This window comes from Mycobacterium sp. C31M (genome assembly GCF_053345865.1).
This window is the reverse complement of the sequence record NZ_JBKFAX010000017.1, coordinates 95,623-115,502: the sequence shown is the minus strand read 5'-3', so window position 1 is coordinate 115,502 and position 19,880 is coordinate 95,623. Positions and strand designations below refer to the sequence as shown.

General features: G+C 66.6%; 23 protein-coding genes. 8 read left to right on the top strand and 15 right to left on the bottom strand.

The features are described from left to right. Positions 1-2 precede the first annotated feature (2 nt). On the top strand, positions 3-494 hold the full coding sequence (locus ACLBYA_RS24220) for a Dps family protein (RefSeq protein ID WP_447711995.1): 492 nt from the start codon (positions 3-5) through the stop codon (positions 492-494). Here ACLBYA_RS24220 and ACLBYA_RS24215 read toward each other — a convergent pair. Further along, positions 469-1,752 (bottom strand): adenylate/guanylate cyclase domain-containing protein, encoded by a 1,284-nt coding sequence (locus ACLBYA_RS24215; protein WP_447711994.1) that lies wholly within the window; start codon positions 1,750-1,752, stop codon positions 469-471. The genes ACLBYA_RS24220 and ACLBYA_RS24215 overlap by 26 nt on opposite strands. Before the next feature lie 585 nt (positions 1,753-2,337). Here ACLBYA_RS24215 and ACLBYA_RS24210 point away from each other — a divergent pair. After that, positions 2,338-4,203: a cellulase family glycosylhydrolase gene (locus tag ACLBYA_RS24210; RefSeq protein ID WP_447711993.1), complete on the top strand. Its 1,866-nt coding sequence runs from the start codon at positions 2,338-2,340 to the stop codon at positions 4,201-4,203. 64 nt (positions 4,204-4,267) lie between these two features. Here the strand turns inward: ACLBYA_RS24210 and ACLBYA_RS24205 are convergent, their stop codons facing one another. The 7 genes from ACLBYA_RS24205 to ACLBYA_RS24175 form a co-directional block, all read right to left on the bottom strand. Further along, positions 4,268-5,194 (bottom strand): TAXI family TRAP transporter solute-binding subunit, encoded by a 927-nt coding sequence (locus tag ACLBYA_RS24205; protein WP_447711992.1) that lies wholly within the window; start codon positions 5,192-5,194, stop codon positions 4,268-4,270. After that, positions 5,188-6,579, bottom strand: coding sequence for a sensor histidine kinase (locus tag ACLBYA_RS24200; protein WP_447711991.1), 1,392 nt, complete (start codon positions 6,577-6,579; stop codon positions 5,188-5,190). Before ACLBYA_RS24200 ends, ACLBYA_RS24205 begins: the two co-directional genes overlap by 7 nt. 1 nt (position 6,580) lies before the next feature. Continuing rightward, on the bottom strand, positions 6,581-7,246 hold the full coding sequence (locus ACLBYA_RS24195; protein WP_447712048.1) for a response regulator transcription factor: 666 nt from the start codon (positions 7,244-7,246) through the stop codon (positions 6,581-6,583). Positions 7,247-7,313: 67 nt separating this feature from the next. Then, complete coding sequence (locus tag ACLBYA_RS24190; protein ID WP_447711990.1) at positions 7,314-7,853, bottom strand: hypothetical protein; 540 nt, start codon at positions 7,851-7,853, stop codon at positions 7,314-7,316. Further along, positions 7,756-7,989, bottom strand: coding sequence for a hypothetical protein (locus ACLBYA_RS24185; protein ID WP_447712058.1), 234 nt, complete (start codon positions 7,987-7,989; stop codon positions 7,756-7,758). Before ACLBYA_RS24185 ends, ACLBYA_RS24190 begins: the two co-directional genes overlap by 98 nt. Before the next feature lie 101 nt (positions 7,990-8,090). After that, positions 8,091-8,471 (bottom strand): GPP34 family phosphoprotein, encoded by a 381-nt coding sequence (locus ACLBYA_RS24180; RefSeq protein WP_447711989.1) that lies wholly within the window; start codon positions 8,469-8,471, stop codon positions 8,091-8,093. Further along, entirely contained in the window at positions 8,471-8,899 is a 429-nt protein-coding gene (locus ACLBYA_RS24175; RefSeq protein WP_447711988.1) for a hypothetical protein, read from the bottom strand. The genes ACLBYA_RS24180 and ACLBYA_RS24175 overlap by 1 nt, the downstream gene beginning before the upstream one ends. A 586-nt stretch (positions 8,900-9,485) precedes the next feature. On the opposite strand from ACLBYA_RS24175, the gene ACLBYA_RS24170 reads away from it, so the two are divergent. After that, positions 9,486-11,657: an Ig-like domain-containing protein gene (locus tag ACLBYA_RS24170; protein ID WP_447711987.1), complete on the top strand. Its 2,172-nt coding sequence runs from the start codon at positions 9,486-9,488 to the stop codon at positions 11,655-11,657. Here ACLBYA_RS24170 and ACLBYA_RS24165 read toward each other — a convergent pair. Further along, positions 11,637-12,317, bottom strand: coding sequence for a trimeric intracellular cation channel family protein (locus ACLBYA_RS24165; protein WP_447711986.1), 681 nt, complete (start codon positions 12,315-12,317; stop codon positions 11,637-11,639). The two genes, ACLBYA_RS24170 and ACLBYA_RS24165, sit on opposite strands and share 21 nt — an antisense overlap. A 279-nt stretch (positions 12,318-12,596) precedes the next feature. On the opposite strand from ACLBYA_RS24165, the gene ACLBYA_RS24160 reads away from it, so the two are divergent. Next, positions 12,597-13,436: a hypothetical protein gene (locus ACLBYA_RS24160; RefSeq protein ID WP_447711985.1), complete on the top strand. Its 840-nt coding sequence runs from the start codon at positions 12,597-12,599 to the stop codon at positions 13,434-13,436. Between the two features lie 323 nt (positions 13,437-13,759). Here the strand turns inward: ACLBYA_RS24160 and ACLBYA_RS24155 are convergent, their stop codons facing one another. The 4 genes from ACLBYA_RS24155 to ACLBYA_RS24140 all read right to left on the bottom strand — a co-directional run bounded on the left by ACLBYA_RS24155 (position 13,760) and on the right by ACLBYA_RS24140 (position 16,209). Continuing rightward, complete coding sequence (locus ACLBYA_RS24155) at positions 13,760-14,248, bottom strand: hypothetical protein (RefSeq protein WP_447711984.1); 489 nt, start codon at positions 14,246-14,248, stop codon at positions 13,760-13,762. Positions 14,249-14,420: 172 nt separating this feature from the next. After that, positions 14,421-15,227, bottom strand: coding sequence for a hypothetical protein (locus tag ACLBYA_RS24150; RefSeq protein WP_447711983.1), 807 nt, complete (start codon positions 15,225-15,227; stop codon positions 14,421-14,423). Further along, on the bottom strand, positions 15,224-15,967 hold the full coding sequence (locus ACLBYA_RS24145) for a hypothetical protein (RefSeq protein ID WP_447711982.1): 744 nt from the start codon (positions 15,965-15,967) through the stop codon (positions 15,224-15,226). Before ACLBYA_RS24145 ends, ACLBYA_RS24150 begins: the two co-directional genes overlap by 4 nt. Beyond that, the gene (locus tag ACLBYA_RS24140; protein ID WP_447711981.1) at positions 15,964-16,209 is read right to left on the bottom strand and encodes a hypothetical protein; all 246 of its coding nucleotides are present in this window, start codon (positions 16,207-16,209) and stop codon (positions 15,964-15,966) included. Before ACLBYA_RS24140 ends, ACLBYA_RS24145 begins: the two co-directional genes overlap by 4 nt. Positions 16,210-16,428: 219 nt before the next feature. On the opposite strand from ACLBYA_RS24140, the gene ACLBYA_RS24135 reads away from it, so the two are divergent. The 4 genes from ACLBYA_RS24135 to ACLBYA_RS24120 are packed head-to-tail and all read left to right on the top strand — an operon-like array spanning position 16,429 to position 17,745. Beyond that, positions 16,429-16,611, top strand: a complete 183-nt coding sequence (locus ACLBYA_RS24135) for a hypothetical protein (protein ID WP_447711980.1) — start codon at positions 16,429-16,431, stop codon at positions 16,609-16,611. 44 nt (positions 16,612-16,655) lie between these two features. Further along, complete coding sequence (locus ACLBYA_RS24130) at positions 16,656-16,898, top strand: hypothetical protein (RefSeq protein WP_447711979.1); 243 nt, start codon at positions 16,656-16,658, stop codon at positions 16,896-16,898. Beyond that, on the top strand, positions 16,895-17,044 hold the full coding sequence (locus ACLBYA_RS24125; RefSeq protein WP_447711978.1) for a hypothetical protein: 150 nt from the start codon (positions 16,895-16,897) through the stop codon (positions 17,042-17,044). The genes ACLBYA_RS24130 and ACLBYA_RS24125 overlap by 4 nt, the downstream gene beginning before the upstream one ends. Then, positions 17,041-17,745: a recombinase family protein gene (locus ACLBYA_RS24120; protein WP_447711977.1), complete on the top strand. Its 705-nt coding sequence runs from the start codon at positions 17,041-17,043 to the stop codon at positions 17,743-17,745. The genes ACLBYA_RS24125 and ACLBYA_RS24120 overlap by 4 nt, the downstream gene beginning before the upstream one ends. Positions 17,746-17,885: 140 nt before the next feature. Here ACLBYA_RS24120 and ACLBYA_RS24115 read toward each other — a convergent pair whose 3' ends face one another. Together ACLBYA_RS24115 and ACLBYA_RS24110 are read right to left on the bottom strand one after the other, a co-directional pair. Further along, positions 17,886-19,490: a terminase large subunit domain-containing protein gene (locus ACLBYA_RS24115; RefSeq protein ID WP_447711976.1), complete on the bottom strand. Its 1,605-nt coding sequence runs from the start codon at positions 19,488-19,490 to the stop codon at positions 17,886-17,888. After that, positions 19,475-19,774 carry a hypothetical protein gene (locus ACLBYA_RS24110; RefSeq protein ID WP_447711975.1) on the bottom strand — a complete coding sequence of 100 codons (300 nt, stop codon included), beginning with the start codon at positions 19,772-19,774 and terminating at the stop codon, positions 19,475-19,477. Before ACLBYA_RS24110 ends, ACLBYA_RS24115 begins: the two co-directional genes overlap by 16 nt. Positions 19,775-19,880: the final 106 nt, after the last annotated feature.

Below are 19,880 nucleotides of genomic sequence, written 5' to 3'. Positions count from 1 at the left end.
ACATGACCACATCACAGCGCCGCACCGATACCGATATCCAGGGATTCCAGGCTTCCCCCGCACTGCAGGCCAGCCTGCAACAGGTCCTGGTCGACATGATCGAGCTGCATCTGCAGGGCAAGCAGGCGCACTGGAACGTCGTCGGCACCAACTTCCGGGATCTGCACCTGCAACTCGATGAGCTGGTCGACTTCGCCCGCGAGGGCAGCGACACCATCGCCGAGCGTATGCGCGCGCTCTACGCGGTGGCCGATGGCCGCTCCGACACGGTGGCCGCCACCACGACGCTGCCGGCCTTCCCGGCCTTCGAGCACAGCACCGCCGAGGTGGTGGATCTGATCAGCACCCGCATCTACGCGACCGTCGAGACGCTGCGCGGTGTGCACGACGGCGTCGACGCCGAGGATCCGAGCACCGCCGATGTCCTGCACCAGCTCATCGACGGTCTGGAGAAGCTGGCCTGGCTCATCAGATCGGAGAACCACAAGGTGTAGTGGGCCCGGCGAGCGCGGATGGGCCGTCGGTACTGCGGCGGCCCACCAGATACCAGGTGTGCATCAGCCCCTTGCCCTTGACGGCGACCTCGCCGCGCTCCTCGAACAGATAACTGGCGTTGATGCGCTCATAGACGTCCTGGGGCACCTGAATGCGGCCCTCCTCGTCGGTGCTCTCCATTCGTGACGCCACGTTGACGGCATCGCCCCAGACGTCGTAGAAGAACTTGCGCGACCCGACCACCCCGGCGACCACCGGCCCGGCGGCGATGCCGATGCGCAGCGGCACCTCGCGGCCCTGCTGGTCGCGCAGCCCGCTCACCGCGTGCGCCATGTCCAGTGCCAGGCAGGCCAACGACTCCAGGTGGTCCGCACGGGGATTGGGCACACCGCTGACCACCATGTAGGAGTCACCGCTGGTCTTGATCTTCTCCAGCCCGTGCCGGTCGACCAGGCTGTCGAAATCGGTGTAGAGCCGATTGAGGAACAGCACCAGATCTGTGGGGTCGGTATCGCTGGCGCGTTTGGTGTAGCCGGCGATATCGGCGAACAGGATCGACGCATCGTCGAAACCGTCGGCGATCATCGAGTCCCGGCGGTCCTTGAGGCGGTTGGCGATGCTGCCCGGAAGGATATTGGCCAGCAGTGCCTCGGATTTGTCGAATTCGGCCTGCAGCGCACTTTCGGCGCAGTCGATCCGGCGCATCGCCGAGGCGACCACGACGATCACCATGAGGCTTGCTGTGGCGACCGTGACGCAGAAGTTGGCGCGCATCGCGGCATCGGAGAACATGCCGGTGTTGGGCGGCACCAGCCACTCCAGTGCAATCGCAAGGATCGCCCCGGAGGCGGCGAGCACGGATGCGATGACGAGGTGATCGGCGCCGACGACAAGGATGATGAGCGCCGCGCCGACGAAGAAGTAGAACTGCAGTCCGGTGTCGGTGCCGAGTTGGCTGCACAGGTACGCGGTGCTGCCGTAGGCGACGACGACGAACACCGTCGAGGCGACCAGGGGGCCGAACCGATAGAGCAACGGGACGGCGACGAAACTGACCGCGCTGACCACGTTGACCAGCCCGATATGCGGTACTTCCGGTACCAGGATGAGCTCGGCGACGCCGTACACGGCAACGATCACCGCCGCGATCCGGGTGCTGATGGTCAGGGTTGCCAGCCGCCGACTGGCGGCGTCTTCATAGTGCCGGCTGCCCTCCGGGAGGTCGGGGAGGCAGCCGCCGGGCACGGTCGCGGCCACCCAGGGAGCGTACTCCCGCCGACAGCGATCTTGAGGGCCGAATCGGTGGATCCGCGGCGGCGCCGGGCAAACCTTGTCCAAAACTGTGAGTAGGGGACATGTCCACCGATCGGTGGACAGGTGGGCATGTTAGCTGACGTTGTCGTAAATATTCGCTGACACGCCGAGCGGATAGCGATCGAATCTCGCGATCGTCACGAAAACCTAACGGACGTGGGCAAACCTTTGTGGCCCAGGTCACAACAAGATCACACCTCGAGCTCGATCTTGAAACGGGATTTCTTTGCCATCTCGACGCCACTGGTGGCGAATTTGAATTCTGCAGTCCCAGACACGAGTTTGCTAGAAATGGTTAACGTGGATCGTAAATCGGCACGTAAATGGCGCTTTCAAACAAATTTGGCAATTTGCTGTCAGGTGCGTTAATTTCATGCACAGTGCGTAGGCAACGCCGAACTACCGCGCTAGAGAACAGGAGTCGCCATGTGGGACAAGATGCCCAAGCCTGTCCGGAGGGTTGCCATCCGGGGAGTGATCAGTTTGATTGCTGCATCACTTTTTGCGGCAACTTCTAGTTACTTCGTCTTGCCAACGAGCAAGCAACGGTCCTACGAGGTGGCGCAGGTTGCCACCATCGAGGAGTCTCCTTCGACCATCGGTGTCGCCGATTCCGAGCTGTACATGGCGGCCAGCCTGGAGGAGATCAACGCGCGGCTGGATCTGATGCAATCGCTCGGCGTCACCAACGTCCGGATCATGGTCCCGTGGGCCGGCGTGCAGCCCCTGCACCCCGACACCCCGTTCGGACTCGGCGCCCCGCGCTGGGACCAGCTCGACAAGGTCGTCAACGCTGCGGCCGCCCGTGGGATGGGCATCCTGGGCGTGTTGAACTCGACCCCGATGTGGGCGTCGCAGAGCACCCCGCTCAACGGCGAGCCGGCCAACCTGGACCGGTTCGCGGCGTTCGCCAAGTCGGTGGCGCTGCGCTACGGCGACAAGATCTCGGCCTACGAGGTGTGGAACGAGCCCAACTCGATCCAGTTCTGGAACACCCTGGACCCGGCCTCGTACACCGAGATGCTGAAGAAGACCTACACCGCGCTCAAGCAGGCCGCCGCGCAGATCGGCACCGATATCACCGTCATCGGTGGTGTGATCGGCGCCGGCAAGACCTGGCCGGGCCTGACCCTGAACCCGATCGACTTCGTCAAGGGGATGTATGCGGCCGGCGCACACGGCTATTTCGACGCACTGTCCTTCCACCCGTACAACTTCGAGTGGAAGTTCTCGGTCGGCGAGAGCCTGCCGTGGGGCAAGGACATGCCGCTGTACCAGTTGAACAAGATCCGCGAACTGATGGACTCCTTCCTCGAGGAGGGTCAGGAGCAGGTCAAGATCTGGATCACCGAGTACGGCGCACCCACCAACAAGGTGTCCGAGGCCACCCAGGCCGCGTTCGTCCGCGACATCATCGAGTTCTGGCAGACCATGCAGGGTGCCGGCCCGATCTTCCTGTACACCATCAAGGACTGGCTCAACGCGCCCGCCGACAACGACGAGGCGAACCTGGGTATCTTCCGGCCGGACGGCACCATGAAGCCGGTGGGGCAGGTCATCAAGGAGCTCATCGAATTCCTGACCAAGCCGCCGACCAATCCCGGCACCGGTCCCGGGACCGGCCCCGGCTCGAACCCGGGCAACGGGTCGTCCTCGGGTAACCCGATTGCCGCGTTGTTCAAGGCGATCCAGGGCATGTTCACCAGCATGTTCAACTTCTCGGGCCTGTTCACCGCCGTCGGTTCGATGTTCACGAACTTCTTCAACGGCATCTTCGGTATCAAGCCCAAGACGGCCTCGACCACGACCACCGCGATGCGTACCGCGGCGGCCGACACCGAGGCTCCCGTCGACGGGGTCGAGACCGGTACCGAGGTCACCGCACCCGCCGTTGTCGACGAGGTCGTCGATACCAGTGGCCGCGAGGACGCGGTCGTGACGGTCCTGGTCGACGACGCACCGGCCGAGGTCCCCGCGACCGAGGTCTCCGTCGAGGTCCCCGTGACCGAGGCTCCCGTGGAAGAGGTTCCGCCTGCTGAGGTTCCGGTCGAGGAGACGCCCGTCGAGGAGACGCCGGTCGACGAGACCCCGGCTCAGGAAGCCCCCGAGCAGGAGGATGAGGGCACCACCCCGGCCGAGGACAAGGGTGAAGACGTCACTGCCGAGGACAAGGGTGACGACGCCGGGGGCAAGAAGGCTGACGCCGAATTCTCGGCCAACCCGGACAAGCACGACGCGGTGCGCCCGAACCTCACCGCCCGCGACGAGCTGACCGTGCGCACCCCGCGTGGACCGCGCACCGGACTGAAGGCCGCCCGTGAGGCCGGCCAGCGACCCGCCGCGCGCAGCAGCGAGTCCGCCTCGGCGTCAGCGTCTTCGGGAGCCGACAAGTAATCTCGACGAGGGGCATGCCGCTGCAGGAGACATCCTGCAGCGGCATTCTCGTGTTCGGCCCCGCTCAGCCGTGTAACTCGCGATAGGCACGCACGGCCCCGGGATGCAGGGGTACGGCACCGGTCTGGATCATCGACGGGGTGTCCAGGTACTGCAGGCCACGCACATACGGCGGCACGAGTCGCGGGGCGTCGAGCGCAACGGTCTGCGCCAGCGCGCCGATCAGATCGGCCGCGACACGCGGGTGGCACAACAGCAGGTTGGGTACACCGATCGACCGGATGCCCGGCGGCACATAACCACCCGCCGGAACCTGCCGCACGGCATACGGATAACCAGCGATCATGCTCATCGGCTCCGCCGAGGCGCCGGTGTCGACGATGCGCAGCGGTAGTTGCGCGTCCAGTTCCGCGATGGCCGGGGTGGGCACACCACCCGACCACACCAACGTCTCGATACCGCCGTCGGCCAGCCGGTCGAGCGCGTCACGCAGCCGCAGCCACTGGGTGTCCACCTCGCCGGCCAGACCGGCCGCCGCCAGCAGCACCGCACCCGTTGCCGCACCGCCGGACCGGGCCGCACCGAGTGACACCGGCCGGCCGCGTAGATCTGAGATCTGCTGTACCGCAGCGGAATCACGCACGATGACCTGCAGATAGTTCTCGTACACCCGAGCCGCCGCCAGCGGCGCCTCGCCGATCGATCCGGTGGCCCGGTCCCGCTCGGCGACATCGGCCAGTGCCAGCCCGATGTCGACGGTGCCGTCCCGCAGCAGCTCCAGGTTCTCGATGCTGCCCTCGGTCGGTACCACCTCCACCGAGATCTCCGAGAAGCGTTCCCGGACACGGTCGGCCAGCAACTCGGCGAACGCCAGATACATCCCGCCCGGGTCGCCGGCGGCCAGCCGCAGCTGACCGCTCGGTCGGCCCGCCGGCGAGCATGCCGTCATCGAGGCCGCGGCGACCAGGAGGAACGCTCGGCGGTTCAGCATGTGCCCGGCCCGGCCCGGGGGAGTCGGAAGCGCACCAGCAGACCACCCTCGGGCGCCGACTCCACCGATAGCGCGCCGCCGTGGCCGGCGGCGATCTCCGCAGCGATCGCCAGGCCGAGTCCGGTGCCGTCGGTGTCGTCATGACCGCGCCAGAACCTGTTCACCGCCCGGTCGTGGTCCTGCTCGGGCAGACCGTAGCCGTCGTCGCTGACGATCAGGTCGACGCTGTCCTCGTCGGCGGTCTGCACCGCCGACAGTGTCACGGTGGTATCGGCGCCCGCATAGCGCAGGGCGTTGTCGACCGCGACGTCGAGCAGTTGCTCGAGTTCGTGCCGAGCGACCTGCACCAGCAGCCCCGCCGCACCGGGCGGGTGCTGCAGCCGCTGGTGACTGCGTTCCGCCACCGGTTCCCAGAACGTACGGCGTTCGGCGATCACGTCCTCGATATCGGTGCAGTCCTCGGCGGTGCTGCTCAGTCCGACCTGACGGCTGCCGCTGATCTGCTCGGCGCGGGCCAGCCGCATCAGTTGCTGCAGCAGGTTCTCGAAGCGGTCCAACTGGGCGGTCAGCGAGTCGTAGGTGGCGCGGCCTTCGGGTGCCACATAGTCCTCCAGGGTGTCCGTGCGTAGTCGGACGGCGGCCAGCGGATTGCGCAGCTGGTGGGACGCATCGGCGACCAGTCGGCGCTGCCGGTCCAACGATTCCCGCACCACCTGGGACATCGCATTGAACGCTGTGGTGAAATGCCGCAGCTCGGGTGGTCCGGTGACGTCCGCGGGTTCCATCCCGGTGACCCCCTCGGCCATCTCCGCCACCGCCCGTTCCAGGCCGGTCACCGGGCGTAGCACCCAGCGGGTCAACGCGCGGGCCACCACCACGGCCGAGGCCAGAATGGCCAGCCCGCCGACTGTCAGCCACAGCCATCCGACAGCGATATCGCGGGTCGCGGCCGACACATCGACCGCGAGGATCACGGCGCCGGACAGCTCACCCTCGCGGCGGATGCCGGCGGTGGCCAGCAGTGGTCGGTGGTCCCACGGTCGCAGCGAACTCCATTGGGTGGCAGGGGCATCAACGAGTGCGCCGGCGGCCGCGGCCCCCACCTCGGGTGTGTTCGGGTCGAGCTCACGCTGCGCCAGCGTCTGCCCGGCGGCGTCGACGACGACGAGCGCTTCGCCGTAGACATCGTGGTAGCGGTCGACCAGTTGCTGCAGCGGCGCGTCCGGTGCGGCGGCGGCATCGGCCAGCTCGGTGAGCTGGCGGTTGCGTTCGGCGGCAAGCGTTCCGGTGCGCCGGTCTGCCAGTGCCGAGGCCAGCGGGATGGCCAGGGCGGCGATCGAGAACAGCAGCAGTACCACCAGGACCGCCCGCACCCGCAGGCCCATGTCAGCGGTCCAGCCGGAATCCGAAACCGCGTACGGTGTGCAACGGCAGCCCGGTCAATTTGGACCGCAGTTGCCCGATGAAGAAGTCCAGCGACCGGGATCGCCCGATCACCGCCGTGCCCCACACCTCCAGCATCAGCTCCTCGCGGCTGACCGCTTCGCCGTGCCGGCCCGCCAGCGTGCTCAACAACTGGAACTCGGTTCTGGTCAGCGACTGTGCTGTGCCGTCGACGGTGACCTCGCGCTTTTCCCGGTCGATCTGGACGGGGCCGGCGGACACCGGACCGGTCGGCGTGCCGGGTTCGCCCGCTCCGCGCCGAAACCGCCGCATCACGGCATCGATACGGGCCAGCAGCACCGTCTTGCGGACCGGTTTGACCAAATAGTCATCGGCCCCCGCGCGCAGTCCCAGCACCACCGCGCCGTCGCCGTCCCGCGCGGTCATGATGATGACCGGAACCGCGGACGCCCGCCGCATGGTTCGCAGCACGTCAAGCCCGTCCATATCGGGCAGCCCCAGATCGAGCAGCACCAGATCACAATCCTTGACCCGGTGCAGGGCATCGGAACCGCGACCGACTCTGGTCACCATCGAACCGGATTGGCCGAGCAATTCGGCGAGGGCGGATGCCACCCCGTCGTCGTCCTCCACCAACAACACCCGCATACCGGTCATGCTAGGAAGTCGAGTACGAATTGTCCTGGGAATTACCGCTTCACGGTTGATCACTGCGTCACCGGCGTTTGCTGTGCCCGGATCTGGCGGCGGCGGCCCGGATGTACTCGACACGCTCGAGGGGAATACCCCACGGATCCTGCACTCCCACCTGGTGATCCAGATCCCAGAGCACACACTGCTCGCCGGGCTGTGCCACCATCTCCCAGGCGATCACCGTTCGACGCAGCTGTTGATCCATCGGTTCGGCGGCGGCCGGGCTGCCGTCCGGTGCCCCGCCACAGGGATGGTGGTGCATGAACTTCCCGTACGCAGTGGTGCAGAAGTCTTGGTAACGGGCCGTGCACAGGATCAGACCGTGCCAGGCCTCGTCGACCGCGTGCGAGGGCATCCCGATCAGTTGATCGTCGCGTAAAGCCGCTGCGCAACAACGTAACCACTGACGTAGTCCGGTTTCGACCAGTGTTCGCGGCTGCCAGGGACAGGTCTTGAAGACGGCGTCAGGTAGCTTCAAATCGGCTATCGCGGTGGCCGATCGGTGGAAATCGTGTCGGCGCAGCGGTCGCGATCGCCACAGTGCGGGACGGGTAGCCGGCATCGTGTCCTCCAGATCTCGGGTGGTCGTCCTTCTGACAACCGGAAAACATGCTGTCGCAATAACTTCCGGCGTCCCAGGCACGTGTGCCGATCGCCATCGAGGAGATGAGCAGGATCGGTGCGATATCGAGATGCATGTCCGCCCTCCCTGTCGTGTGATTCATGATGAGCGGCGTGCCGGTGCCGGCGGAAGGGGTGGGGTGCTGCGATGGGGCTTTTCTCGCACAATTCTGGATTTTCACCCACCACAACCGCCGCATCCGCCGCACCCACCGGCGAGCAGTGACGTGAGGCCGTCGATGGCCAGTTCCCGGCAGATCGCCTTCACCGCCCGGGTGAGCGCCCGGACCGGCGCGGGTCCCTGCTCGGTGAGTTGGTCCACCATGCCGAGCATTTCCGACAACAGCGGCTCACTCGGAAACTTTGTGCCGCTGCGGTGCGCCTTGCCGTCGACATCGTGCAGGTAACCGGCCAAGGTGAGGTCGGTCATCATGGCGGCACGCAGCGCGAATCCCAACAGCCAGTGCCGGTTGAGGGCAACCCGATTGCGGTCGCGGTCGTGTGCCAGCAGGTAGAGGTGGCCGTGCACGGTCAGTTGCTCGGTCAGCGGTGTGGTCATCATGCCCCCAACTGGTGGCGCCGGTGGGCGAGCGCTCGCAGCCGGGCCTGGTGCCTGCGCTGCAGTTCCAGCATCGTCACCGGCGTCCACGTCGGCACCACGTCCGGCCGCCCGGCCCCGTCGATCGCGACAAAAACCATGGGGCACTGGGTGGTCCGTGGTGCGGTGTCCGGTCCTGCGATACGTAGGGTGATCAGGATGTGCATGCTGGTGCGTCCGGTGTGGACCAGATCTGCAGCTATCTCGACCGTATCGTCGATGTCGATCGTCAGGTCCGGGTGGAATCCGCCGACGGATACCAGAATCGCCTGTCGGCCGCACCATTCGGTGGCCGCCGCGTGGCCGGCCGACGCCGCCCATGCCAGTATGTCGTCGACGTCGACATGGCGCACCCCGTAGCGCACGACATTGTGTGCTGCTGTGGTCATTTCGAGCCTCCCCTCGCGTTGTCCAGCCCAGGATGCGGCTGGAGATGCGGGTGGGGAAGTGCTGACTACCGAAAGTGCGGCTTTCCTAGCGCAATCCAGAGACTGCACCGCTGCGGTGCCGGGTCTGGACCCGAGATACCTGCGTGACACTATGGCGAGATCGACCTGAGGGACATCGCCGCAGAAGTTCTCCGCCGGTCCAGTGGCGAAATATTGACGTGTGCGTCAGGCAATTGCTAGCACACCTTTGGGTACGGAGCGGGTCGGAGTGATTATGTCCGGATCAGATCTGCACTGTTTGCCGAGTTAAGGGGTGGTGTTTCAAGATCGTGCGGTTCCGGCTCGGTTGGCAAAGTCGGCGAGCGGAACATTCACACGATCGACCGGCAATGGCATTCCGCAAACCAGGAGCGCGTCGCCGTCGCCTTGAATGCCGCGGAGAGGGAGCGCCCCGCAGGCGTGACACACCTGCTACAAATCGGGTGCCTTGCGCGCCCGCGCATGTCGCGGAGTGGACAGGCGGACGATGTCGTACGGAAACTGTGTCGGTCGGGTCGGCGCTCTTGCGGTGGCACTCGGAGTCGGAATGGCGACATCTGCGCCGTCCGGTACGGCGTGGGCCGATGATTCGACCTCGGCGACATCATCGACTGACTCGGCACCGTCGGATGCTTCGCCGTCGACGCCGAAAGGCGGTGGCCGCGATGCAGTCGGCGCCGACGACACCATCGATGATGGCGGCACGGCAGATCCGGCGGGGGATGGGAGCGATCCGGACGGGGACGCGCAGGATCCTGACGACAAACTCGAGCAGGGCGCGGATTCGGAGACCACCGAGTCCTCGGGTTCAGCGGCCCTCGGAGTCGATTCGAAACCCGGCGGCGTCTCGGACCGGGTGTCGGTCGAGGCCGATGGGAAGCGGGACGCGTCCATCACCGAGCGGGTGACAACCCGCCTGGCCGCTGCGGAGCGGTCCGATGCCGACACGGAAACTGCCGAGGAGTCGCCGAGGATCGCCAGGCCCGTCGACGTCGAGACGGCGACTGCTGTCGCGGTCAACCCGACAGCGGCGGTCCCGATCGCTTGGTCGGGTTCAGCCAAATCGGTTGACTCGATATCGGTTCCGGCGCCGATGCCGGCGCCGGTCGTTGCGGCGGGCAGCGTCATCGCGGCCTCGGTGGATCGCATCGTGAGTTTCTTCGAGCCCATCTTCGGTCCGGGTGGCCAGTTCGAGAGCCCGTTGATGCTGGGCCTGCTCGGCTGGATCCGCCGCCAGACCTATCAGGCTTTCGCAAACCGCAGCCCGGAAATCGGCCGGGACGTCATCTCCGTGACGGTCACCGGTGACAGCGCGGGTCAAGCGATCGCGGACCTGCCGACTCATGACGCCGACGGCGATCTCGTGACCTACACCGCCCACGGCGCCGTGCACGGCAGTGTCGTCGTCGTGGGACACCGCGTCACCTATGTTCCGAATCCCGGGTTCGTGGGTGCCGACAGCTTCACCCTGGTCGCCAGCGATGCGGGCAACGGCAACCACATCCATGCCGTCGGCCACACGCATATCGACGTCGCCACCGTCAACGTCACCGTGTTGGACCCCAACAATGCGCCGGTGATCACCTGGCTGGCAGCCGATCCGGCGATCGACCACCGCAATCGCTGGCATGTCAGGGTCACCGCGGCCGACGCCGATGGTGACACCTGGACCACAGCGGTGAGCGCAGCCCACGCGCAGATCACCGAGACTCAGCCCGGTCGATTCATCGTCACGCTCGATGAGCAGTGGGCCCAACGCAACCCGGGCGCCGCCGTGTCCGTGGCCGTGACTGTGACCGACGAACACGGCGCGACGACGGTCCGCGACGTGGTGGTGATCGGCACCGTCAACAACGCCGTCGTCATCGGTGACCTCAGCCTCTATCGCGGGTCGCAGATCCCTTCACTGCCCGCCGGGGTGACCTACGTTGCGGTGTCCGCTGGACAGGCGCATACGGTGCTGCTGCGCTCCGACGGCAAAGTGGTCGCCTCGGTGCAGGGCCCCTCAGGGGTCACCAGCCTGCCGTACTCGAATGCCGTACACACCAAGGTGGAGGCCGGCCACGGCCAGACGTTCCTGCTGACCACCGATGGACGGGTGATCGGTGGTGGCGTGGACCTCACGCCGACACCGGTGTCGATCCCGTCGCTACCTGCCGGTCTGACCTACGTCGATGTCGCCGTCAACGCCTCCTGGTACGGCGTGGTGTTGCGATCCGACGGTGCGGTCTTCCGCGTCGGAAACCCCGGTGGACAGCTCGTTGTCCCGCCGTCACCGCAGGGCGTCACCAACGTCGCGGTGTTTGCCGGCCACGCCCACACCCTGATGCTGCGTTCGGACGGCAGCATGGTGGGCGTCGGGGACAACACCTACGGCCAGCTCGCCATCCCGGACCTGCCGCCGGGGGTGACCTATACCGCCGCGGCCGGCGGGACCGGCCATACCGTGCTGCTGCGCTCCGATGGCACCGTGGTCGGCGTCGGCGACAACACCTATGGTCAGATCGACATCCCGGACCTGCCGACCGGCGTCACCTATACCGGCGTGTCCGCGGCGGTGGGGCATACCGTGTTGCTGCGTTCCGACGGGACGGCTGTCGGGTTGGGCCGGGACAGCGGGCTCGGGGAGACCGTCATCCCGGAGCTGCCAGACGGTCTGATCTACACCCAGGCCGATATCGGCCACAATCACACGGTGCTACTGACCGCCAGGGCGTAAACCGCGCCCGCGAGCCTGTGGGGCGCGCCACCGGAACCGCAGCGCGAGCACCCGGAAGATGAACACCGTCGCCGCCACCGCGGCGCCGGCGAGCAGGCTGTAATGCCCGTATTCGAGCAGGGCTGCCGTGATCAAGGCTCCGAAAAGCGCTGGAATGGCGTAGATCTCCTGATCCGGCCGCAACACGCTGGGCGTCCGTTGGGCGAGCACGTCACGGATCACACCACCGCCCACCGCGGTGACCACGCCGAGCAAGGCCGATGACGCGAGTCCCAGGCCGTGGTTGTGTGCCGTGACCGTGCCGGTCACGCAGAACGCCCCGAGCCCCAATGCGTCCGCCAGGTCCAGCGGGCGGCCCAACAGTCGCGCCGGAGGCGACCAGATGAAGATCACCAGCGCGCTGACGATGGCCACCGCCAGATACCTGAGATCGACGAAGGCCGTCGGCGGTGTCTTGCCGATGATCAGGTCGCGGATCACCCCGCCGCCGCATGCCGTCATCGCCGCGAGGGTGACGGCGCCGACGATGTCGAAATCACGCCGGATGGCGAGCAACGCCCCGGAGATCGCGAACGCCGCGGTGCCGATCATGTCGCCGGCGTTCTGAGTGATCAGTATCGCGGAATCCCAGCTCGCGGCGTGGACCAGGGTGTTCTGCATGGGGACTCCGGCCGGTGATCGTGGTGCCCTCGGTGAGATTCGAACTCTAAGGTTGAGTTGCCGTCACCTGTGCACATCGGTTGAATATGCAGCTCATGCTGCATTTCTTTGTTAATTTCGATTACTCGCGATTAGCTGCTGTCAGCTCAAGATGTAGCCAAATGCAGCCAAATCGAATGCCCGTTCGGAGGTTTGCCGTAGAACGCCTGTCCGCCGTTCGGATGGATCGACAGTGTCGAGGCCGAATTGGCATCGTGGAGTCGCCTAGCATCCGACGTTGTGACCGTCCCAGTAGCCCCGGACATTGATGTACTCCGCGACCGCGTCCACCGAGCTGGTGAGATTCGGGAGGAGATCGGGGACATGTGGGAAGCGTATCTGCAGCGGTCTCCACGACGGCTGGCGCTAGTTCCCGGCGAGGATGCGAGATGGTCTCTCGTGGTAGACACCCGCGAGCGCATACCGCTCCGCCTGAGCACTCTCTTTGGAGAGTGGCTGTATCTACTGCGCGCGGCGCTCGATGGATTGGCCTATTACCTCGCCGTGCGGGACAGCGGAGAGAATCCACCCCCGGCGGAGCGGAGGATTTACTTTCCGATCAAAACTGCTCTCGACAAGTTCGACAGCGCTGAGCACCGAGCCTCACTTCAAGCTGTATCTGATGAGACGTTTGACGCGCTGCGTGCTGTCCAGCCCTTCAATGCGGAGCCGGACCACCTATCCAACGCATTGTGGTGGATAGAGGAACTCGCGCGGATAGATCGCCACCGTCGTGGGCATGCTCTGACCGCCCACATCGTGAATGCTCGCATTGGAATAGAACAGCCGTTGGTGTTGGTGCGAAACTATCTTCCGGACCCGGGTGCAGGTCGCATGTCGATTGACGAAACTGCCCCGACATCAATTCTCGAGCTGCAGGCTCCCGCCGATTTTGACGAGTCGCAAGTGCTGGAACACTTGGACGCGGCCGATGCTTTGTCCATCGAGCTGGACGTCACCGAGTGGGTGAAGAATGCGACACCGCCGATGAGGTCGGCTGACTTAGCATTCCGTATGGGATTCTGCGAACAGTTCGTACTTGAGGAGATCATCGAACCCGTAGCCGAAGGCCGGGTGTAACCGTGTCATCCTGCGCAACGCAGGCCTGAGTACCGAGGGGTCGGCGCGTGTACCCAGATCAGAGCACTAACCCCTTGGTGGTGATAGCCCTAGTCGTCATTGTGCTGCTCGCGCTCGGGTTCGGGTTGGCGGCGCTGGTCATCACTCAGCGTGGGAATTACGCCAAGCGGGCAAAGAAGGCCGTAATACAGCAGGCGGGCGATCCCTACTCTGAGCACCTGTGCGAAGGGTGCGGACAGAACCACTACCGGTACCTCATGGACTGGACCGCGGACGCACTGTGGCGTTGCCATTGGTGCCGCACCGATGATGCTGCCAGTTCGTCACAGCCCAGCGCGTAGGCAGGCCAATCCGAGGCTGCTGGGTCCGCCTTCGTCGGTGAGTCCCAGTGCGGCGCATACGTCTTGGTGTGAGGCGCTGCCCTGGAAGTAGAGCTGTTTGGCGATGGTCTTGACTGCGCTCCAGCTGCGTTCGAGCAGCGGCACGACCTGGGCGCCTTCGTGCCATCCGCCGGCCGCGCAGAGCGCCTGTTCGTCGGAGCCGTTACGGGCGAGCACGCGGTGCATGTCAGCGGGGCCGGGTTGGCGGCCGAGTGTCCAGCGCGCCTCGGCCCATGGGCCGGCGTAGGTGACGGCGGGCTCGGTGCCGGCGGGCAGTGGCGCGGCGTATTCGGTGCGCGGGTGTCCGGTCAGGGTGGCTTCGTGCACGCGGCCGCCGAGGACCACCGCGGCCACGGCGTGGCCGGCTTCGTGGATGGCGATGCCGATTCGGTCGAGTTCGGTGTCGGTGAGTTGCCGGGTGGGCGTGGTCATCGGGGGTGTGCTCCTGGTCCTCGTGGTCGGGGAGTGGGAATGGGGGTCGGTCATCCGGTCGTCGTGGTGGCGGGCGGTCCACAGCCTGCCTACCGCCACCACGGCGCCGGTTCCGCCGTGGGCGGGGAGGGACTGCGGCCAACCTCACCGTGGTGTCGCAGTCCCTCCCCGCTCACGGCGTGAATACCGCCTCGTAGGCGACGATCACGGAGCGTTCGGCGATGGCGAAGTACTGATTGCGTTGGTACTGCAACGATTCGCGGACCTCGACGGGAGTTCGCCAGCCGTAGGTGGCGGTGGTGCCGATCAGTCGGTTGCCGAACGTGGCCGGGTACCCGGCGCCGAACACCCAGCGGTGCAGTCCGGACGGGGTGCGCAGGACCCCGGGCTCGCTGGGGTCGCGGATGATCAGGCGCAGGTTCTCGGCGTGCGAGATCAGCCCGAACCTGGCGTGCACCAGCCCGTCGACCACTCCGGCGACGGCGAAGTTTTGTTCGAGCATGCCGATGCCTGCGACGAGGTCGGCCACCTCGGGAGGGCTGCCGGCGTCAGCGAGCAGGCGGGTGGCGAACTGTGTCTCGACCGAGAGCGGTTCCCGGACGGCGAAGGTGTGCCGGGCCCGCTCGATGACCTGGCCGCGGTCGTACTGGGAGAGGTTGCCGCATTCCTGCAGGCGGTCGAACGCCCAGACCGTGTGTGCTTCAAAGGGTTCGGGGTCGTCGTCTTCGTGGGCGGGTCCGGTCTTGAGGTCGTCTACGGGGTCCAGCTCGTCGGGCGATGCGCACCAGGGGGCGCCCCAGACGCCGAACGCGCTCGGGTCTCGGTGGGTGCGCTCGCGGATCTGGATGCCAGACGGCAGCCAGTGCGCGGGATCGTCGGTGGTGGTCTCGGTCCAGGTGGTGGCCGCGACCAGGCCGAGGGGGCGTGTCGGGCTGAGCAGTGGCGGGGTGAACTCGACGGGCTGCAGGGCGGTGGTCATGGCAGTGGCACTCCTAGCTTGGCGAGTTCGGCGCGTGCGGTGGTTCCGCGGCGCTGATGGTTGGACGGGGCGTAGTCGCGGCGGTTGCCGGCGTTGGCTTCGGCGCGCTCGATCCGGAGGTTGAACTCGTGTGCGGCGGTGTCTACGTCGCGCAGCAGGTCGCACAGCCTCTCCGAGCGGCTCAGGCGCCCGCGCAGCTCGGGTGCGCCGGGTCGCCACGACCGGGCCAGCAGGTCGGCCAGCGGGGCGGTGTGAGGCGCGGCCAGCTCGACCAGGGCGGTGGCCCACCGCCCCGACGCGATATCGGCCGGGCCGACCAGTGGTGCCAGCGGGCGCGGCGTCATATCGACCAGTAGACGCACCGCCTGCCGACTGGTCGCTGAGTCCAGCTGTGGTGATGTGCGTTTCAGGTGTTCCAGGGCGTCGATCTCGGCGAACCATGCGACGACTCCGCCTGCAATGAGTTCGCCGTGGATGGCGTCGACCATCGCATCGACGTGAGGGCCGAACATCTTGGCCGGGCCGCGGGTGAGGTCGCCGGGATCGCCCAGTCGCGTGGCCCGCTTGGCCAGGGGTAGGCAGATCGCGGCCACCTCGGCGGCCAGATCGAAGGTGCCGTCATAGGTCGTGGCGAATCCTGCGCGGCGCCGGGTGCGCAGCTGGTCCTGGGAGTAGACGGGTGCGGGTCGCGGGGTGTGCCGCGACGCCGGGTGTGGCCGCCGTCGTGTCATGGCGTTCATGCGGGCACCGCCGGGTGTGCGTGGCGTAGAAGATCGGCCAGTGCCGGAATATGCGCCGCCGAGAGGTTTCCGCGCTCCTGGTCCAGGATGCGGCGGACACGCCAGTAGGCCCCGGCTGCCTGGGCTTCGATGACCCGGGGGTCGGTGTTGGGTACGCCCGCGGATTTGAGGCCGGCCAGTGTGGACGACCACGATGCGGCCGACCGGGACGCGGGGTCGACGGTGGCAATGACGGCTTGCATGAGGTGAGTTTCTCAGACGGTGGTGCACAGTTGCTGCGTTAAGCCGTTGCATGGCAATGACTTTGGCTTCTCTCACGCCAGAGTCAAAGAATTTCGAGCCTGATTCTGCAGAAATTTTGCGCGTGGTCTGACCCCTGTACCTGTTAGCCAAGGATTGGTGGGACCGGACGGTTTACTAGAGCCATGCGTATGCGAATCGGTCGAATCACATTCACCACCTTGGCTATTGCGGGTGCCGCGCTCGCCTCGGCCGCCCCGGTCTCGATGGCTGAACTGCTTTGCTCACCGGCCGCGGTGTGCTGGCAGCAGCCGGCCACCGCGGTCGTGTGGGCCCCCGGTACTGGGCCGGCCGCAGACGCAGCCGACAACGCGCTCTACCTCACCGGGATCGAGTACCAGTGACCGCCTTGCCCGCCCACCCTGATCTGACTCTGAGAGGAACCACCATGCCCAGCACCGTTGTCTTCCACGTCTGCGACACCTGCGGCCCGGCCATCGTCAACGATGACTACTCCGCGTTCGAGCTGCACCAGGATCCCGATGCCGACTACGCGCGGGTGACCGCGTTCGTAGAGACCGCCGGCTATCTGGTCGAGGCCGGCAAGGTCAGCAAGCCCGGCTATTGGGAGTGCGAGGCCTGCGGCCAGGTCTGCATCGGTTCGGCCATCGCGCTGGAGACGCTGGGATGAACGCCTACGAACCGAACCCGCGCCGGGTGGTTGTGGCCAGGTTCCTGTTCGCCGATGGAGAGCAGGCCGCCCGTGCCGCTGCGGTGCTCGATGATCTGGACCTCGGTCAGCTGGCCGCAGAGACTGTCATCGAGGACCGAGCATGACCGCGGCCCGCAGCAGGCGCAGCGCACCCGTGGGCGCGGTGGTGGCCTACACCCGGGTCAGCACCGACGAGCAAGCACAGTCCGGCGCCGGCCTCGACGCCCAGCGCGCGGCCATCGACGCCGAAGTGGCCCGCCGTGGCTGGACTCTGGCCGCCACCTACACCGATGAGGGAATCTCCGGCGGCAAGGACGTGGCCCAGCGGCCCGGCCTGGGCTACGCCCTGGAGCTCATCGAGGCCGGGCACGCTTCGATCCTGTTGGTCAGCAAGACCGACCGACTGGCCCGTGGTCTGCGCACCCTGCTCGAGGTGATCGATCGGGTGGAGCGGGCGGGCGGGGCGGTGGTCTCGGTCGACGGGACCATCGACACCAGCACCCCGGCCGGCCGGTTTCAGACGCAGATCATGGGCGGTGTGGCCGAACTGGAGCGCGCCCTGATCAGTGACCGGACCAAGGCCGCATTGGCGGTCAAGCGTTCCCAGGGTGTGCGGTTGGGCCGGCCGTCGCAGATCCCGGCCGAGGTAGTCGAACGCATCGTGGCCGCCAAGGCCGGCGGCGCATCGCTGCGCACCATCGCCGCTGAACTGACCGCTGACGCCGTACCCACCGCCCGCGGCGGCACCCGCTGGAGCCCGGCCACGATCCAAACCGTCCTCAAGGGCCAGGATGCCGCAGCGCTGCGGGGAACCGCGCTGGTCTGACCGACCCGATACGCCTCTGCACATTGACAACTCCACAGTGAGCCTCCAAATCGGCAGCAGCACCGGGGCCGACATGGGCAGGCCATACCAGCGACGGGACCGGCGCAACCTAGCGCGTCCGGTCCCGTCACGCCCGTGGTTCAGAGGCCGCGAATCGTCCTGCGCGCAGCAGCAAGCGGGTCATATCCGCCACCGCTCACGCGCCGGCCCAGCCTCGGGTTAATCGATGTCACCGAGGCCAGCCCGGGCCGGATACCGAGACGCTGCTCGATGGGCGACAACGGTCGCTCGCGGCCTGCCGGCCGGTCGAACCTCGTCGGGTCGCTGAACGTTGCCCGGCCGGCGAGCGAGTGAGCGAGCACGTCGTGCGCGACGACCAGCGCAGCGAGCGCGTCGGGCTGGTGTTGCCCGGCCTGCCAGCCCACCGCGACATTCTCCAATGCGGGAAGGTTCCCGGCGATGCGGACTGTCCCGACTTCCAACCCCTGCAGGAGCGCGGAAGACCTGGCCATGGCATCTCCACCACCGCGGCCGGATCCCTTCGGCGGCCAGGACGTGACCCGGATCGGGTGCGGTGTCTTCACCCGTGCCAACGCATTCTCCACCACCTTGACGTAGGTCACCCGGGCCGCGAACCCCTCGACAGCGATCTCGCTGGCGCCGATATCGACGGCCAGATCGACCGCAGCGCGCGCCCACTGTTCGGCGGTGTACTGACCTGTCGCATCTGCGATGATGGCCACGGTGCCGTCGCTGGCGATGCTGGCCGCAACGATGCCGGCCGCGTCCCGTTCTCCGGAGTCGGCAGGGTCGACCCCGACAACCACCTTCACGGGCCGCTGTGGTGCCGCTGGCAACCGGTGCGCGTCGAGCCAGTCGGCCCGAATCAGCGTGCCCGCTGGTGTGCTCGGCACACCGAGGTACAGCGCCGCCCATGCTCGTGGGCCGACCGCGCGTTCGATTTCGCGGAAGTCCTGGACCGATCGTTCACCGAGAGCGGTCGTCATCCCGACACCAGGTTCTCGTCCTAGGGCATCGGGCACACCGGCAGTCGAGATCGCCGGCACGTTGATGTGCTGCCAGCCGCCCTCATCCAACAGTTCACCGGCCAGGTCGAACTCATGCCATCGCGTCATGACGATCACGCAGCTCGCTCCCGGATGCAGACGGGTCAGCAGGGATGCCTTGAACTCGCTCATCAGTCGGCGCCGATGCGCCGCCGAATCAGCCTCCGTGGCGTTCTTAACTGGGTCGTCAATAAGGAGGGTGTCAGCCCCGAATCCCGTTGTACCCGTTAGGATTCCGCCAGCCAGCAGACCGCCACGGTGCCCGGCCACCTGCCAACGGCCCGCACTCGTCTTGTCCGCGGCCAGCTGGAAACCGAGTAGGTCAGGGTTCTCCGCGATCAACCGTCGTGCTTCACGAGAGTGTTCTTCGGCCAGGCTGTCGGCGTAGCTCTTGAGGATCACCTGGCCCTCGGGATTGACCGACAACGCGAACACCGTGCCGACCTGAGACACCAGCACGGACTTACCGGTCCGGGGCGGGGTGGAGATGATGTAACGCCGGTCGGGGTTGGTGACGGCGTCCTCGATGGCATCGGAGATCAACGCGATGGTGGGAGTAACCCTGTAGTTCGGGATCATCCGCTTCGCCAACTCAGCCGGCGACTGCGGCCGGCGCTGTGCGCGGTGGGTTGCCACCGCCCGCGCGGCGACCAGCTTGTGGGTCAGCGCCGTACGCACGCTGCACCCCAACGCGACGAACGCGGCCGGCGGACCGGCACGACGATGCCCAGCGTGATCAGGTCCCGGCCGCCCACCTTGACCGTGTGGACCTGGCCGGTGTCGACCAGCCGCGTCAGTGATTGCGCCTTGGCCCAGAACGTGGCCGGCGGCAGCCGGTCCCGGATATCGGGCCACCACGCCGACTGCCCGGGTGACTGGCGCAGCAACTCCAGAATGGCCGCGTCGAGCTCGTCGGCTGTCTGCCCTCGCTCAGGCTCGCTCTGCGTAATGTGCGAGTACATTACGGTTTCTGCCTCGTCGGCTGAACCTTTCACGGTCACGACTCCTCACCAGGTTGTCCCTGATCTCTGCGGATGCGTCGCGTGACAACCGCGACTGTTACGGTTT